Origin of the sequence: Streptomyces sp. CA-210063, from assembly GCF_024612015.1 — a bacterium.
Classification (GTDB): domain Bacteria; phylum Actinomycetota; class Actinomycetes; order Streptomycetales; family Streptomycetaceae; genus Streptomyces.
On record NZ_CP102512.1, the window covers coordinates 3785840 to 3802165 of the forward strand.

Consider the following 16326-nt stretch of genomic DNA (forward strand, 5'->3'; position numbering starts at 1 on the left):
CGAGGCATGCCTTCCGCCAGTACCGAGGCGTCCACCACCGTGGGCGCCGTAGCAGCCACGTCCGACCGATCGCACACCGCCGACTCCCGCGTGACCCCCGGTGGGCCCGGCTACCGCCGGATGAGTCTGGCGCTGTTCCTCGCGGGTGTCGCGACCTTCGCCCTCCTCTACTCCACGCAGGCTCTGCTGCCGCTGATCTCGGACGGCTTCGGGACCACGGCGAGCGCGGCGAGCTGGACGGTGTCGGCGGCGACCGGTGCGCTGGCGCTGTTCGTGCTGCCGATGAGCGCGCTGTCGGAGCGGTTCGGGCGGCGTACGTTGATGACGGCGTCGCTGGCGGTCGCGGTCACGGTCGGGCTGCTGATCCCCTTCGCGCCCTCGCTGGGGGCGCTGGTGGTGCTGCGGGCCGTACAGGGCGCGGCGCTGGCCGGTGTGCCGGCGTCGGCGACCGCCTACCTCGCCGAGGAGGTGCGGCCCAAGGCCCTCATCACCGCGATCGGTCTCTTCGTCGCCGGCAACAGCGTCGGCGGCATGAGCGGGCGGGTCGTCACCGGGTGGGTCGCGCAGGAGTGGGGCTGGCGGGTCGCGCTGGGTGTGCTCGGGCTGATCGCGGTGGGATGCGCGGTGGCCTTCCGGCTGCTGCTGCCCGCGCCCAGGCACTTCGTGGCGGGGTCGCTGCGGCCTCGGGTACTGGGCCGTACGGTGCGGGCGCACCTCGCGAACCCGTTGCTGCGCCGGCTGTACGCGATCGGTGCGCTGTTCATGACGGTCTTCGGTGCCGTCTACACGGTGATCGGCTACCGGCTGGCCGACGCTCCCTTCTCCCTTCCGCAGGGCGTCATCGGGTCGATCTTCCTCGTGTACCTGGTGGGTACGGTGTCGGCGTCCACCGCAGGAAAGCTGGTCGGACGGCTCGGGCGTCGTGGCGCGCTGTATCTCGCGGGCGGCACGACGACCGCCGGGCTGCTGGTGTCGCTGTCCGACTCGCTGGTGCTGGTGCTGCTGGGGCTCGTCCTCATCACCGCGGGGTTCTTCGCGGGGCATGCGGCGGCGTCCTCGGCGGTCAGTCACACGGCGAAGAAGGGGCGGGCGCAGGCGTCCGCGCTGTATCAGTCGGCGTATTACGTGGGGTCCAGTGCGGGGAGCACGCTGGGGGCGGTGGCGTTTCATGCCGGGGGTTGGGGCGGGACCGTTTCGCTGGGGCTGCTGGCTGTGGTGGGGGTTGTGGCGATCACTGTGGTGGGGTCGCGTGCGGCTCGGCGTGGGCCGGTGCCGGTTCACTGAGCGGGCTTTTTCTCGCCCCCGCCGCCCCTACCCGTCCCCTCCCCAGGGGCTGCGCCCCTTCGACCCCCAGCCTCGGATCCGTCGTGGCTGATCGCGCAGTTCCCCGCGCCCCTGCAAGGCGCGCGGGGAACTGACCTGCACGTTCCCTCACTCGCCGGGCCATTGTCAGTGCCCTGCGGTAGCTTCCGAGGTGTTGGTGCGTGATGGTGCGTGCGACTGAATGAGCCACAGGGGTGGGTTGGCCATGAGTGAGGGTACGGCGACGGTGGAGCTCGACGTCCGGCTGGAGAAGCACCGGGTCGAGTTGACGGGGTACTGCTATCGGATGCTCGGTTCGTCGTTCGAGGCGGAGGACGCCGTGCAGGACACGATGATCCGGGCCTGGCGGAGTTATGAGAAGTTCGAGGGGCGGTCGTCGCTGCGGTCGTGGCTGTATCGGATCGCCACGAATGTGTGCCTGGACATGCTGACCGCGGGGAACAAGCGGGCTCGGCCGATGGATCTGACAGAGTCCACGCCTCTCGCTCAGGCCGCCCTCGCCCCCCGCCCCGACAACACCTGGCTCGAGCCGGTGCCGGACGCCCGGGTGCTGCCGACGACCGACGATCCGGCGGAGGCCGCGGTGGCGAAGGAGTCCGTGCGGCTGGCGTTCGTGGCGGCGCTGCAGAAACTGCCCTCGAAGCAGCGGGCGGTGCTCATTCTGCGCGAGGTGCTGGCGTGGAGGGCGAGCGAGGTCGCCGAGCTGCTCGACACCTCCGTCGCCTCGGTGAACAGCGCCTTGCAGCGGGCCCGCGCGACTCTCGCCGAGAGCGACGGGCAGATCGCGGCGGCCGATGTCTCCGACCCCCTGGACGAGGATCAGCAGAAGCTGCTGGAGCGCTATGTGGCCGCCTTCGAGGGGTACGACATGACGGCGCTGACGGCCCTGCTGCACGAGGACGCGGTCATGACGATGCCGCCGTTCGACCTGTGGCTGACCGGGACGAGCGACATCACCGGGTTCATGACCACGCTCGGCGCGCCCTGCGCCGGGTCGCACCTCGTGCCCGTCGAGGTGAACGGTCTGCCGGGCTTCGCGCAGTACAAGCCTGACCCGGAGAAGGGCGGCTTCAGCGCTTGGGCCGTGCAGGCGCTGGAGATCTCAGAGGGCCGGATCGCCGGGTTCCACTGCTTCCTCGACACCGCCCGCTGGTTCCCCCTCTTCGACCTCCCCCTCCACATCGAAGGCAAGCCCGACGAGGCCCAGTAGCGCGCGCAGCGCCGGATCGGGGCCCCGGAGGCGTATCCGGCCCCCGGCCCTTTTGGCCGCCAGCTGCAACCTGGCCAGCACGTCGATGACGCCCAGCCCGGGCGGCCCGATCCCGCCGACGTCGCACACCACGACCCCGCCCCCGGTCCCCTCCAGTTGCGCGCGCACCTCGTCACAGAGCCGAGGCACCTCGTCCCGGGTGACGGGGCCTGGCAGTACGAGTACGGCGGGTGTCGTCGCGTCCACGATCTGTAGACCGGACGAGGTCACGCAATTCATCGGTGCCTGAGGACACCCTCGTACTGGCGAACCTACGTGGTGGGGAACACGCTTGTGTCCAGTGTGAACGCGAAGGGCTCGGGAAGTTCGATCGCGTCGCCGAATTTGCCCGCGCGCAGCACGCGGTAGACGTCGCCCTTCGGCTCGCCGTAGAGCGTCACCGTCGGACCGCCCGGCGCCCAGCTGTCGATGAGCAGGTACAGCGGTACTCCCGCCTGCGCATAGCCCGCCGCCTTCTTGATCCGGTCGTTGCTCGCGTTGGATTTCGAGGTGATCTCGACGACCAGTTCGGCGGCGGCTGCGGGGATGTAGTTGTCGCTCCCCTCGGCGTACAGCGCCGCCCTCGGCGCCACAGCAAGGTCTGGAATGTAGAGCCCGGCCCGAGACGGCACGGCCGTGCCCAGCGTCTGGTAAATGCCCCAGTCCTCTGGAATCTCCCGGTACAAGCGGCGCTGCACGAGGTCGGCAATGTCGTTGTGGGCGTTGGACGGCGGTGGTGCCACGGTGACGATCCCCTCGATGATCTCCACCTTGCAGCCCTCGGGGGCGTCCGTCTCCTGCCAGATTCGGACGAGGTCGTCCCACTCGTGGCCACTGGCCGTCGTGTGGTCGACAGTGAGTGCGCTCATGGCGGTTCTCTCCAATCGGTGCGTCACCGACTACAGCATGCCGAACGGGACCGGTGCGGGTCCACCGATCCCGTTCATCCGGATGGGGAATGACCAGGTCAGGCGATACGTTCCAGCACCACCGGTGACGCCGTGAACTTCGTACCCGGGGCCGCGATGTCGTACGAGCCCTCCACTGCCTCCAAGGCGTACTCGAAGCGCTCCGGGGTGTCCGTGTGGAGGGTGAGGAGGGGCTGGCCCTCGGTGACCGTGTCGCCGGGCTTGGCGTGCATCTCCACGCCCGCGGCGGCCTGGACCAGGTCCTCCTTGCGGGCGCGGCCGGCGCCCAGGCGCCAGGCGGCGATGCCGATGTCGTACGCGTCGAGGCGGGTCAGGACGCCCGAGGCGGTCGCCTTCACCACGTGCTGCTCGCGCGAGGTGGGCAGCTCCGCGTCCGGGTCGCCGCCCTGGGCCGCGATCATGCGGCGCCATGCGTCCATCGCCGAGCCGTCGGCCAGCGCCTTCGCCGGGTCGGCGTCCTTCACCCCGGCCGCGTCGAGCATCTCGCGAGCCAGCGCGATCGTCAGCTCCACGACGTCCGCCGGGCCGCCGCCCGCCAGGACCTCGACCGACTCGCGGACCTCGAGGGCGTTGCCCGCCGTCAGGCCCAGCGGGGTCGACATGTCCGTCAGGAGGGCGACCGTCCTCACGCCGTGGTCCGTGCCCAGACCCACCATCGTCGACGCCAGCTCACGGGCGTCCTCGATGGTCTTCATGAAGGCTCCCGTGCCCACCTTCACATCCAGGACCAGGGAGCCGGTGCCTTCGGCGATCTTCTTCGACATGATCGAGGAGGCGATCAGGGGGATCGCCTCGACCGTGCCCGTGACGTCGCGCAGCGCGTAGAGCTTCTTGTCCGCCGGGGCCAGGCCGTCGCCCGCCGCGCAGATCACCGCGCCGACCTCGTTCAGGACGTTCAGCATCTCCTCGTTCGAGAGGAGGGCGCGCCAGCCGGGGATGGACTCCAGCTTGTCCAGGGTGCCGCCCGTGTGGCCGAGGCCCCGGCCCGAGAGCTGGGGGACGGCCGCGCCGCAGGCCGCGACCAGGGGGGCCAGCGGGAGGGTGATCTTGTCGCCGACGCCGCCCGTGGAGTGCTTGTCGGCGGTGGGGCGGGACAGGGACGAGAAGTCCATGCGCTCGCCGGAGGCGATCATCGCGGCCGTCCAGCGGGCGATCTCACGGCGGTCCATGCCGTTGAGGAGGATCGCCATGTTGAGGGCGGCCATCTGGTAGTCGGCGACCTCGCCGCGGGTGTACGCGTCGATGACCCAGTCGATCTGCTCGTCGCTGAGCTCGCCGCGGTCCCGCTTGGTGCGGATGACGGAGATGGCGTCCATCGACTTAGACGTCATGGCTTTCCTTACGTTGCAGGTTCGAGGGTTCCGCGAGCGATCCGGTGAGGATCGGAAAGTGTGCGGCCCCTCCGACCGTTCGTCAGAGGGGCCGCACAGTTACTTGGTGAGATGGTCCGGGCCGAAGGCCTGGGGCAGCATCTGGGAGAGCGGGAGGATCCCCGCCGGGGTTTCCAGCAGCAGATCCGGGCCGCCGAACTCGTACAGCAGTTGCCGGCAGCGGCCGCACGGGACGAGGATCTCGCCCCGGCCGTCCACGCAGGTGAAGTGCGTGAGGCGGCCGCCGCCCGTGCGGTGCAGCTCCGAGACCAGTCCGCACTCGGCGCACAGGCCGAGGCCGTACGAGGCGTTCTCGACGTTGCAGCCGGAGATCGTGCGGCCGTCGTCGACGAGGGCGGCGACGCCGACCGGGTAGCCCGAGTAGGGGGCGTACGCGTGGGTCATGGCGTCCCGCGCGACCGAGCGCAGCTTGTCCCAGTCGGCCCCGGCCAGGGCGGTCACTTGCCTTGTCCCTTCCGGTACGGCAGGCCGTCCGCCTTCGGCATCCGCAGCCGCTGGGCGGAGAGCGCGAGGACGATCAGCGTGATGACGTACGGCGTGGCGGCGACGACCTGGTTGGGGACCTCGTTGGTGACGGAGTACCAGGTGAAGACGAGGGCGCCGACGACGAAGGTGATCGCGGCGGTGACGTACTTCTTGCGGACGGCCTGCCAGACGGCGCCGAGGAACAGCAGGAGGGCGCCGAGGAGCAGCAGGGCGTGGACGTTCTCGGAGCCGCCGCGCAGGTTGAGGCTGTCGGTGTAGCCGAAGAGGCCGGCGCCGAGGGCGAGACCGCCCGGCATCCAGTTGCCGAAGATCATCGCGGCGAGGCCGATGAAGCCTCGGCCCCCGGTCTGGCCCTCCAGGTAGAAGGGGTTGGCGACGATGGAGAGGAAGGCGCCGCCGAGGCCGGCCAGGCCGCCGGAGATGATCACTGCGAGGTACTTGTACTTGTAGACGTTGACGCCGAGGGACTCGGCGGCGATCGGGTTCTCGCCGCAGGAGCGCAGGCGCAGGCCGAAGGCTGTGCGCCACAGGATCCACCAGGTGGCGGGGACCAGCGCGACGGCGAGGAGGGTCAGCCAGGAGACGTTGGTGACCAGACCGCCGAGCAGGCCGGCGATGTCCGAGATGAAGAACCAGCCCTTGGCGTTGAGGTCCCGCAGCGCGTCGGAGAGTCCTGGCACCGTGAAGTTCCCGAGGGAGTCCACCGCCGGGGACTGCTTGGCCGAGCCGCCCTGGTGGCCCACGAAGGCGAGGGGGGCGAGGTAGCGGGTGGCGCCGAGGGCGAGGATGTTGATGGCCACACCGGAGACGATGTGGTTGACGTTGAAGGTGACGGTGACGAAGGCGTGCAGCAGGCCGCCGATCGCGCCGCCGGCGATGCCGACGAGGACGCCGGTCCACGGGCCCCACTGGAAGCCGGCCCAGGCGCCGAACCAGGTGCCGAGGATCATCATGCCTTCGAGGCCGATGTTGACGACGCCCGCGCGCTCGGCCCACAGACCGCCGAGACCGGCGAGGCCGATGGGAACGGCGAGTTGGAGCGCGGTGGACATCTGGCTGACGTTGGTGATGCCGTCGGCGCCGGTGATGATGCGGACGATCGAGGTGAGTGCCAGGACGCCGGCGATGACCAGCAGCAGCACGGGCAGCGACAGCTTGCGGCCCGTCGGGGCGGCCGGCTGCAGCGAGGGCTGGTTGACGTCGGTCGCGGTGGTGCTCGTGGTCATCGGCCCGCCACCTCCTTCTTGACGTTGTTGTTGTCGGAGGCGTCCGCGCCGAGACCGCCGAGAACACGGCCCGCGGCGAGCTCGGCGCCGACGCGGCGCTGCTGGCGGCGCAGGCCCCACTCGCGCACGGTCTCGTAGGAGACGACGACCGAGAGGACGATGAGGCCCTGCATGATGACCGCGATCTCCTTGTCGTAGCCGTGGAAGTCCAGCTCCGGGGAGGCCTTGTCGAGCCAGGCCCACAGCAGGGCGGCGAAGGCGATGCCGACGGGGCCGTTACGGCCGAGGAGGGCGATGCCGATACCGAGGAAGCCGATGCCGGTGGGGAAGTTGAGGCTGTAGGTGTGGGTGTCGCCGAGCAGGATCGGCAGGCCCGCGAGGCCCGCGACACCGCCGGAGATCAGCATGGCGGTGAGCACCATGCGCTTGGGGTCGACACCGCTGGCCGCGGCGGCCGACTCCGAGGCGCCCGAGGCGCGCAGGTCGAAGCCGAAGCGGGTGCGGTTGATGACGACCCAGTAGCCGATGCCGAGCAGCACGGCGAGGACGACGAGGCCGTAGATCTCGCCTGCCTTGCCCATGTCGATGCCGGGCACCCAGCCGGACTCGGCCATCTCGCCGGTGGTGTTGTTGTTGCCGACCTTGACGCCGAAGACGTTCGGCAGCCAGAGGTAGCCGATGACGGAGGTCGCGATCGCGTTCAGCATGATCGAGGCGACGACCTCACTGACGCCCCGGGTGACCTTGAGGACACCGACGATGCCGGCCCAGAAGGCGCCGGTGAAGATCGCGGTGAGCATCAGCAGCGGGATCTGGAGGACCGCGGGCAGGTCGACATGGGCGCCGACGATCGCGGTGATCATGGCGCCGAGCAGGTACTGGCCGTCGACACCGATGTTGAACAGGTTCATCCGGAAGCCGATGGCCACCGCGAGGGCCGCGATGTAGTACAGCGAGGCCTGGTTGATGATCCGGACCTGGATGTCGGAGAACGAGGCCTGCTCGAACATGATCGTGAACGGCTCGACCGGGTTCTTGCCCGAGGCGAGCAGCACGATCGCGGTCAGCGCGAAGGCCACGGCGAGCGCGAGGACCGGGCCGGCCACCGCGAGGAGCACGCGCTCCCTGTCGAACTTCTTCATCAGCGGGCCTCGTCTTCCGGAGACTCGGGAGCCTTGCTCGGGGTCTCGGGGGTCTCTTCGTGTTCGAGGTGGCCGGTGGCGGCGCCGGTCATGGCCGAACCCAGCTCCTCGGGGGTGATGGTGGCCGGGTCGGCGTCGGCGACGAGCCTGCCGTTGTAGATCACCCGGAGGGTGTCGGACAGGCCGATCAGCTCGTCCAGGTCGGCGGAGATCAGCAGCACGGCGAGACCCTCGTGGCGGGCCTCGCGGATCTGGTCCCAGATCTGTGCCTGCGCGCCGACGTCCACACCACGGGTGGGGTGGGCGGCGATCAGGAAGCGCGGCTTGTGGCTCATCTCCCGGCCGACGATCAGCTTCTGCTGGTTGCCGCCGGAGAGGGAGGCGGCGGTGACGTCGATGCCGGGCGTGCGGACGTCGTACGCCTCGACGATCCGTCGGGTGTCCTCCTGCGCGGCCTTCGGGTCGAGCCAGACGCCCTTGGCGTTGGGCCGCTCGGTCACATGGCCGAGGATACGGTTCTCCCAGAGGGGGGCCTCCAGGAGCAGACCGTGCCGGTGGCGGTCCTCGGGGATGTAGCCGACGCCCTGCTCGCGGCGCTTGCGGGTGGCCCAGGTGGTGATCTCCTCGTCGGCGAGCGAGATCGTGCCGGAGTCGGCGTGCTTGAGGCCGATCAGCGCGTCGACCAGCTCGGTCTGGCCGTTGCCCTCCACGCCGGCGAGGCCGAGGACCTCGCCCGCGTGGATGGTGAAGGTGATGTCGTCGAGGAGCGCCTTGCCGCCGGCGGTCTCCAGGCGGAGCTTCTCGACGGTGAGTACGGGGCGGTCGGTGACCGTCGACTCGGCCGTCTCCGGCGTGGGCAGCTCGCTGCCGACCATCAGCTCGGCGAGCTGACGCGGGGTGGTCTCGGCGGGGACGGCCGTGCCGACCGTCGTACCGCGCCGGATGACGGTGATCTCGTCGGCCACCGACAGCACCTCGCCCAGCTTGTGCGAGATGAAGATGACCGCCAGGCCCTGCGTCTTGAGCTCGCGCAGGTTGGCGAAGAGCGCGTCGACCTCCTGCGGCACCAGGACAGCGGTGGGCTCGTCCAGGATCAGGGTGCGGGCGCCGCGGTAGAGGACCTTGAGGATCTCCACGCGCTGGCGCTCGGCGACACCCAGCTCCTCGACCAGGACGTCGGGGCGCACCCCGAAGCCGTACCGCTCGGAGATCTCCTTGATCTTGCGGCGCGCCTTGCCGCCGATGCCGTACAGCTTCTCGCTGCCGAGGACCACGTTCTCCAGGACCGTGAGGTTGTCGGCGAGCATGAAGTGCTGGTGCACCATGCCGATGCCGCGCGCGATGGCGTCGGCCGGGGACGAGAAGGAGACCTGCTCGCCGTCGACCGCGATGGTGCCCTCGTCCGGCTTCTGCATGCCGTAGAGGATCTTCATCAGGGTCGACTTGCCGGCGCCGTTCTCCCCGACGAGGGCGTGGACGGTGCCCTTGCGGACGGTGAGGTGGATGTCGTGGTTGGCCACCACACCGGGGAATCGCTTGGTGATCCCGGCGAGTTCGACGGCGGTCACCGATTCGTTGACCGCCACGTCGGCCGGAGGGCTGCTGGACGCGTTGATGGCGCACTCTCCTGGGAAAGGGGGTCGTCTACGCGCGTAGCGCCCCTACGGCATCGAAAGCGGGCGACGCACCGTGACAACGGGGTACAGGGAGCGATACTCCCCGTACCCCGTTGAGCGGACGTAACCCCGCGGTTACTGGCGGCTTCGGGGGTGCCTGAGCTCCCCCGAAGCCGCCCGGCTGCTCGTGGTGTAGCTGGGTCAGCTGGTCTTGACCTTGATCTCGCCGCTGATGATCTTCTCCTTGGCCGTCTTGATGGCTTCCTGGAGTTCGGTGTTGCTCTTGAACTTCGGGTTCGAGTCCGCGAGTCCGACCTCGCCGGTCTTCAGATCGCCCCTGACGATACCGGTCTCGGGTTTGCCGTCCTCGACCGACTTAGCCAGGTTGTACACCGCCTTGGCGACGTCCTTCGTCGCCGAGGTCAGGATGTAGTTCTTGTACTTCGCGAGGGCTTCCTGCTTGTACTGGTCGGAGTCGACGCCGATCGCCCAGATCTGGTCGACCTCGGCGGCCTCGATCACGCCCTGACCGGACAGACCGGCGGCCGCGTAGAGGACGTCGGCCTTCTTCTCGATCTGGGCCTCGGCGGCCGTCTTGCCCTTGTCGGGGCTGGAGAAGCCACCCTCCTCGGCCGTCTGGGTCAGGTACTGGGTGAGGACCGTGGCCTTCGGGTTGGTGTCCTTGACGCCCTGCTCGAAGCCCGCCTGGAACTTGTGGATCAGCGGGATGTCCACGCCGCCGACGAAACCGACGACGTTCGTCCTGGTGGACTTGGCCGCGGCGACTCCGGCGAGGTACGAGGCCTGCTCCTCGGAGAAGACCAGGTCCGCGACGTTCTCCAGCTGGACCGTGGAGTCGTCGACGATGCCGAAGGTGGTGTCCGGGTACTGCTCGGCGGCTGCCTTCACGGCCGTCGCGTACGCGTAGCCGACGCCGACGACCGGGTTGTAGCCCTGCTTCGCCAGGGAGACCAGGCGCTGCTCCTTGTCGGCGTCCGTCTCGCCCTCGGTGGGCTCGATGTCCTGGGTCTCGTACCCGAACTCCTTCTCCGCCTGCTCCAGACCCGCGTACGCGGCGTCGTTGAAGGACTGGTCGCCCTTGCCGCCGACGTCGTAGGCGATCGCGAGGCCCTTGTCGCCCTTGGAGTCGGCGGAGGACGAGGCCTCGGTGGAAGTGCCGCCACAGGCGGAGAGGACGAGGGCGAGGGAGGCGGTCGCTGCGCCTGCGACCGCGAGGCGGGGAACCCGGCGCATGTGTGGTGCTCCTGTCGTACAAGCGCCGGGGGGTACTGCTCAGGTTTGCTGCACAGCGTCGGCGCCGTGTATGGCTTTCGCCGCAGAGTAACGCGCGTAGACCCTGCGGGAAACCCCGGGCTACCACGTTGTTATGGGGCCGTGTCGCAACGTTGGCCGGGGGTGTCGGGGCGCGAGGTCGGGGGTGGTTCGGTCAGGTCGCGACCGCGGGTGCGTCGTGGCTGGTCGCACAGTTCCCCGCGCCCCGGAGAAGCAGCGGCGTGGCCCTGAACCGGCGTGCAACGGCGAAGCGGGCGGGTGTACGCGTACACCCGCCCGCCTGTCAGCACACTCGGAGATTCGCGACCGCTACTCGGTCTTCACCTTGATCGTGCCGTCGATGATCTCCGCCTTGGCCTTGGCGACCGCGTCGGTGAGGCCGTCGATCTTGGCCATCGCCGGGTTGGTGTCGGCGAGGCCCACGCCGTCGACCTTCAGGTCGAAGGTCTGGACACCGGTGAGGGGCTTGCCGTCCTCGACGGACTTGGCGAGGGCGTAGACCGAGCCGCCGACGTCCTTGAGGGCCGAGGTGAGGATGGACTCCTTGTAGGAGGCGAGGGCCTCCTGGTTGTACTGGTCGGAGTCGACGCCGATCGCCCAGACCTTGGCCTTGGCGGCGGCCTCGATGACACCCTGGCCGGAGAGGCCGGCCGCCTGGTAGACGACGTCGGCCTTCTTCTCGATCTGGCCCTCGGCGGCGGCCTTGCCCTTGTCGGGGCTGGAGAAGCCACCCTCCTCGGCCGTCTGGGTCAGGTACTGCGAGATGACCTTGACCTTGCCGCCGCTGGTGTCCTCGACGCCCTGCTTGTAGCCGGCCTCGAACTTGTGGATGAGCGGGATGTCCACACCGCCCACGAAGCCCACGGTGTTCGTCTTGGTGGCCTTGGCGGCCGCGACACCGGCGAGGTACGAGGCCTCCTGCTCGGCGAAGACGAGGGACGCCACGTTGTCGCCCTCGACGACCGAGTCGACGATGCCGAAGGTGGTGTCCGGGTAGTCCGCGGCCACGGCCTCCATCGCGGGGCCGTAGGCGAAGCCGACGCCGATGACGGGGTTGTAGCCCTGCTTGGCCAGCGAGGCCAGGCGCTGCTCCTTGTCCGCGTCGGTCTCGCCCTCGGTGGGCTCGATGTCCTGGGTCTCGTACCCGAACTCCTTCTTCGCCTTCTCCAGGCCCGCGTACGCGGCGTCGTTGAAGGACTGGTCGCCCTTGCCGCCGATGTCGTACGCGATCGCGAGGCCCTTGTCGCCCTTGGCGGTCTCGCCGTCACTGGCGCTCTCGCCGCTGGTACCACCACAGGCGGTGGCGGCGAGCGCCAGCGAGGCGACCCCCACCGCGACGCGGGTCAGTTTGGAAATCCGACGCATCTTGAAGTTCCCCATCTTCTCCACAGCCCCGCAGCCGGGTGCTCAGTTCGGCGCACATTAACGCGCGTAGACCCTCCTGGGAACGGGGTTTCGACTGGCCGTTATCCATTCGTGCCGATGGCCGGTTACGTCCTCGTGAACCATGGGGTCAAAAGGGATGGAACGGGGCATAACCTCGTTCGCACCCCTCGCGTTCCGTGTACGTGGGGTGACTTCAGCGTGAAGGTGCGCGCGCCGTACGGGGGCCGGACGGACACGCGCACCAGGCTGCCGCGCGAGGTGGACGGGGCGCAACCGGAACGGATCTCGAACAGGTGGCGATCCCGTACCGAGACCGTGGAGTCCGTGTGCGGTCGGTCTACCGGGCGGCCGTGTCCAGGACGCGCATCCGGGCGTCGAGGAGGGCGGCGGCCGTGAAGAGCTCGACGCCCACCGTGATGGCGTGTTCGTCGGCGTCGAAGTCGCCCTGGTGGAGGTCGCGGACGGTGAGGTCGCCCGGGCGGCGGACGCCCAGGCGGGCCATGGCGCCCGGGACGTGCTCCAGGTACCAGGAGAAGTCCTCGCCGCCGAGGCTCTGCTCGGTGTCCTCGATGGACCTGACCCCGCGGCGGGCGGTCATGGCGTCGTGGAGCAGTTCGGTGACGACGGGGTCGTTGACGACCGGCGGGACGCCCCGGATGTAGTTGATCTCGGTCTTGGCACGGTGCATGACCGCGACCTCCTGGACCGCCTCGTGGATCAGGTCGGGGGCCTGCCGCCAGGCGTTGATGTCCAGGCAGCGGACGGTGCCGGAGAGCTCGGCGTGCTGCGGGATGACGTTCGGCGCGTGGCCCGACTCGATGCGGCCCCAGGTGACGACGAGCCCGGCGCGGGCGTCGAAGCGGCGGCCGACCAGCGCGGGCACGTCGGTGACGACCCGGGCGGCGGCGGTGACGAGGTCGGTGGTGAGGTGGGGGCGCGCGGTGTGGCCGCCCGGCCCGTCCAGGGAGAGCTCCAGCCGGTCGCAGGCCGAGGTGATGGGGCCGTGGCGCAGTCCGATGAGGCCGGCGTCGACCCTCGGGTCGCAGTGCACGGCGATGATCCGGCCGACGCCGTCGAGCGCGCCGGTCTTGATCACGTCGGCGGCGCCGCCCGGCAGCACCTCCTCGGCGGGCTGGAAGATCAGCCGCACGGGGCGGGGCAGCTCTCCCTTGCGGTGCAGGTCGGCGAGGACGAGGCCGGCGCCCAGGACGACGGTGGTGTGCACGTCGTGGCCGCAGGCGTGGGCGCGGTCCGGGACGGTGGAGCGGTAGTCGCAGTCCACCTTGGTGTCGGGGATGGGCAGCGCGTCGATGTCGGCGCGCAGGGCGAGCGCGGCCTGGTCGGAGCCGTCCCAGTCGCCGATGTCACAGATGAGTCCGGTGCCGGTGTCGAGCACGCGCGGCCGCAGGCCTGCCTTCTCCAGGCGGGCCTTGATCGCGGCGGTCGTACGGAACTCCTGGTTGCCGAGCTCCGGGTGCATGTGCAAGTCGCGGCGGAACGCGACGAGTTCGGCACGCAGGACTTCCGGCAGGGTGCCGGGGAGCGACGCTTCGGCTTCCCCTGGCAGATCGGCCTCGGACTCTCGGGACATCAGTTGGTTCACCCTCTGAAGGGTAGGGCGATCGGGCGACCTTCTAACCTGGATCAACAAAAAATCAGCCCCTAAGGGGAAGTTTTCCGGCCGCACAACGCATACGTATTTGCAGGGGTGGGTATACCCGTCCGCCTTTCGGGACGGATGACCTCGGAGACGGGACGCGCGCCACGCCTCGCTCGGCGACGCGGTACACCGGGGTGACCGGGGCGTCCCTCAGGGAACGCCGGGGTTGCCCGCGAATCCCATCGTCCAAACGTCCGGGGGTGCCCGAACGATTCCCACACTCCACGGATACCACGTCCGCGCCATCTCACCGTCCCGGAACCATCACCGGCTCGCGACCGTTCCGCTACGCATCGTGTCCGACATGGCGGCCGGGGAGGCACCGCGATGAGTGGTCAGGGCGGCGGTGACCTGCGGTTGCGGGGGCGATCGGGGGTGTGGGGGACAGGGCGCGCGGTCGGGTGGCGTGGGGGCTCGTTGGGGTGACAGGGATCACGGCGCCTGCCGGGGAAGCGTCCGCCCCGGATGTCCCCGGAGCGGACGCTCGGGTCGGCGGCTCAGATGGACGCCACCGACGACAGGCGGTGCACGTCGCGTGCCGTCCCCGTGACTCCGGACAGGAAGCCCTGGGCGCGGGGGGAGGCGTTCTCGGTGAGCCAGGTGGGGTCGATGTCGCAGACCGCCACGCGTACGTCCGTTCCCGCGAGCGCCAGCGGCAGGGTGTGGACGACCGTCGACGGGAAGCTGAGGATCGTACGGCCGATGGGGCCACGCCGGGCGATGAGTTCGAGGGGGAGGTCCGGGCGGACGATCTCCAGGCCGGTCTCCGCCGCCAGGGTGTGGAGTTTCTCGGTGCTCTCGCGGCGGTGGGCGAAGTAGCGGGTGGCGCCGTGGACGGTCGCGAGGGAGCGGACGGCTTCGAGGTAGCGCTCGCCGTCGACGACTCCGGTCTCCACCAGGGACGTGCCGACGAGGTCCGCGCCCTTGGTGATGCGGGGCGGGCCGAAGCGGGCCCGGGTCCAGGCGAAGGAGTTGGCGGTGACGGTGACGCCGTCGGGGGTCTCGTCGATCGGCATCGAGGAGAAGACCTCGACGCGTCTGCCCGCGGTCGGGGTCAGGCGCTTGCGGGCCTTGGAGGAGACCGGGGCGAAGATCAGGTCGCGGGGGCCGGGGCGGCCGCCCTTGCGGTGCCAGCGGACGAGGCGTTCGCCGCGGGCGAGCTGGGAGACGAACTCCATGGTCGCGGTGCCGTCGTCGACGACGACCACGTCCGGTGCCCTGGTGATCGTCAGCAGCAGTTGGACATAGCGGGAGAAGGGGTCGCCCAGGACGATGCGGCGCGCGGCGCGCAGCAGCGGGGCGAGGCCGCCGATGGTGCGGAAGGGCGCGGCCGTTCCGCCGCGCGCCTCCTCCCAGCGCACCTCGTGCCCCTCGTCCCGGGCCAGTTCCGCCATACGGCGCAACTGGCCCCGGGTCATGGGGTCGTTCGGCGACAGGACCACGAGGGTGAGGCGCGCGCCGGTGGTGCCGGGGGGCCCCGCGTCGGTCGCCGCGAAGGGCGGCCCCGCGCCGGGGTCCTGGAGTGCGTGGGCGTGCGCCCACTCCAGCACGTTCAGGAGCTGTACCGGGCTCTCGACGAAGGCGAGAGTGTGGGGGCCGGCGGTTCCGGCGCGGGGGCTCATCGACGTACGACCGTCCCGTAGTGGGGGATTCCCGTGGTCAGGGATTCCGGAGGATCAGACCGAGACCGGCTCGCCCGCGGCGGCCGCGATCTCCGCCTCGGCGACGACGCCGGTGACGCGGCGCAGCTTCTTCATGGGGCCGAGCTCGGAGTCGTAGACCTTCTTGACGCCGTCACCGAGGGAGGCCTCGATGGTGCGGATGTCACGGACGAGGCGCACGAGGCCCTGCGGCTCGACGGAGGCGGCCTGGTCGGAGCCCCACATCGCGCGGTCGAGGGTGATGTGACGCTCGACGAAGGTGGCGCCGAGGGCGACCGCCGCGAGGGTGGTCTGCAGGCCCGTCTCGTGGCCGGAGTAGCCGATCGGGACGTTCGGGTACTCGGCCTGGAGGGTGTTGATGACGCGGAGGTTCAGCTCCTCGGCCTTCGCCGGGTACGTCGACGTGGCGTGGCAGAGCAGGATGCTGTCCGAGCCGAGGACCTCGACCGCGTGGCGGATCTGCTTCGGGGTCGACATGCCGGTGGAGAGGATGACCGTGCGGCCGGTGGCGCGCAGGGCGCGCAGCAGCTCGTCGTCGGTCAGGGAGGCGGAGGCCACCTTGTGGGCGGGGACGTCGAACTTCTCCAGGAAGGCGACGGCCTCGGTGTCCCACGGGGAGGCGAACCAGTCGATGTTCTTGCTCTTGGCGTACTCGTCGATCTGGCGGTACTCGTCCTCACCGAACTCCACACGGTGGCGGTAGTCGATGTAGGTCATGCGGCCCCAGGGGGTGTCGCGCTCGATGTCCCACTGGTCGCGGGGGGTGCAGATCTCGGGGGTGCGCTTCTGGAACTTGACGGCGTCGCAGCCGGCCTCGGCGGCGGCGTCGATCAGCTTGAAGGCGTTCTCCAGCTCACCGTTGTGGTTGATGCCGATCTCGCCGACGACGTAGACGGGGTGACCCGGGCCGGCGGTCTTCGAACCGAACGTGCGCAGACGGGAGTTGGTGCTCATGGTGGGACGT

14 protein-coding genes are annotated in these 16326 nt (G+C 69.9%); 2 read left to right on the forward strand and 12 right to left on the reverse strand.

Annotation, left to right across the window (positions count from 1 at the left end):
- Nucleotides 1-6: 6 nt before the first annotated feature.
- The gene (locus tag JIX56_RS16200; RefSeq protein ID WP_257541355.1) at nucleotides 7-1284 is read left to right on the forward strand and encodes an MFS transporter; all 1278 of its coding nucleotides are present in this window, start codon (nucleotides 7-9) and stop codon (nucleotides 1282-1284) included.
- A gap of 244 nt (nucleotides 1285-1528) precedes the next feature.
- On the forward strand, nucleotides 1529-2533 hold the full coding sequence (locus tag JIX56_RS16205) for a sigma-70 family RNA polymerase sigma factor (protein ID WP_257541357.1): 1005 nt from the start codon (nucleotides 1529-1531) through the stop codon (nucleotides 2531-2533).
- On the opposite strand, the gene JIX56_RS16210 is transcribed toward JIX56_RS16205, so the two are convergent.
- The 12 genes from JIX56_RS16210 to JIX56_RS16265 all read right to left on the reverse strand — a co-directional run bounded on the left by JIX56_RS16210 (nucleotide 2426) and on the right by JIX56_RS16265 (nucleotide 16316).
- A complete protein-coding gene (locus tag JIX56_RS16210) occupies nucleotides 2426-2812 on the reverse strand; it encodes an STAS domain-containing protein (protein WP_257541359.1) in 387 nt (128 codons plus the stop codon). The two genes, JIX56_RS16205 and JIX56_RS16210, sit on opposite strands and share 108 nt — an antisense overlap.
- 32 nt (nucleotides 2813-2844) lie before the next feature.
- Nucleotides 2845-3441 carry a Uma2 family endonuclease gene (locus tag JIX56_RS16215; protein ID WP_257541361.1) on the reverse strand — a complete coding sequence of 199 codons (597 nt, stop codon included), beginning with the start codon at nucleotides 3439-3441 and terminating at the stop codon, nucleotides 2845-2847.
- Nucleotides 3442-3539: 98 nt separating this feature from the next.
- Complete coding sequence (locus JIX56_RS16220; RefSeq protein WP_257541362.1) at nucleotides 3540-4832, reverse strand: thymidine phosphorylase; 1293 nt, start codon at nucleotides 4830-4832, stop codon at nucleotides 3540-3542.
- Nucleotides 4833-4931: 99 nt separating this feature from the next.
- A complete protein-coding gene (locus JIX56_RS16225; RefSeq protein ID WP_257541364.1) occupies nucleotides 4932-5333 on the reverse strand; it encodes a cytidine deaminase in 402 nt (133 codons plus the stop codon).
- A complete protein-coding gene (locus tag JIX56_RS16230) occupies nucleotides 5330-6604 on the reverse strand; it encodes an ABC transporter permease (protein WP_257541366.1) in 1275 nt (424 codons plus the stop codon). Before JIX56_RS16230 ends, JIX56_RS16225 begins: the two co-directional genes overlap by 4 nt.
- The gene (locus JIX56_RS16235) at nucleotides 6601-7746 is read right to left on the reverse strand and encodes an ABC transporter permease (RefSeq protein ID WP_257541368.1); all 1146 of its coding nucleotides are present in this window, start codon (nucleotides 7744-7746) and stop codon (nucleotides 6601-6603) included. Before JIX56_RS16235 ends, JIX56_RS16230 begins: the two co-directional genes overlap by 4 nt.
- Nucleotides 7746-9314 (reverse strand): ABC transporter ATP-binding protein, encoded by a 1569-nt coding sequence (locus JIX56_RS16240; protein ID WP_257550909.1) that lies wholly within the window; start codon nucleotides 9312-9314, stop codon nucleotides 7746-7748. Before JIX56_RS16240 ends, JIX56_RS16235 begins: the two co-directional genes overlap by 1 nt.
- A 249-nt stretch (nucleotides 9315-9563) precedes the next feature.
- Nucleotides 9564-10616, reverse strand: coding sequence for a BMP family lipoprotein (locus tag JIX56_RS16245; RefSeq protein WP_257541370.1), 1053 nt, complete (start codon nucleotides 10614-10616; stop codon nucleotides 9564-9566).
- A 348-nt stretch (nucleotides 10617-10964) separates the two neighbouring features.
- Nucleotides 10965-12020 (reverse strand): BMP family lipoprotein, encoded by a 1056-nt coding sequence (locus JIX56_RS16250; RefSeq protein ID WP_257541372.1) that lies wholly within the window; start codon nucleotides 12018-12020, stop codon nucleotides 10965-10967.
- 358 nt (nucleotides 12021-12378) lie between these two features.
- On the reverse strand, nucleotides 12379-13632 hold the full coding sequence (locus tag JIX56_RS16255) for an amidohydrolase (RefSeq protein ID WP_257541373.1): 1254 nt from the start codon (nucleotides 13630-13632) through the stop codon (nucleotides 12379-12381).
- Between the two features lie 566 nt (nucleotides 13633-14198).
- Nucleotides 14199-15323, reverse strand: a complete 1125-nt coding sequence (locus JIX56_RS16260; RefSeq protein ID WP_257541375.1) for a hypothetical protein — start codon at nucleotides 15321-15323, stop codon at nucleotides 14199-14201.
- Nucleotides 15324-15377: 54 nt separating this feature from the next.
- Nucleotides 15378-16316, reverse strand: coding sequence for an N-acetylneuraminate synthase family protein (locus JIX56_RS16265; RefSeq protein WP_257541377.1), 939 nt, complete (start codon nucleotides 16314-16316; stop codon nucleotides 15378-15380).
- Between the last annotated feature and the right edge of the window lie 10 nt (nucleotides 16317-16326).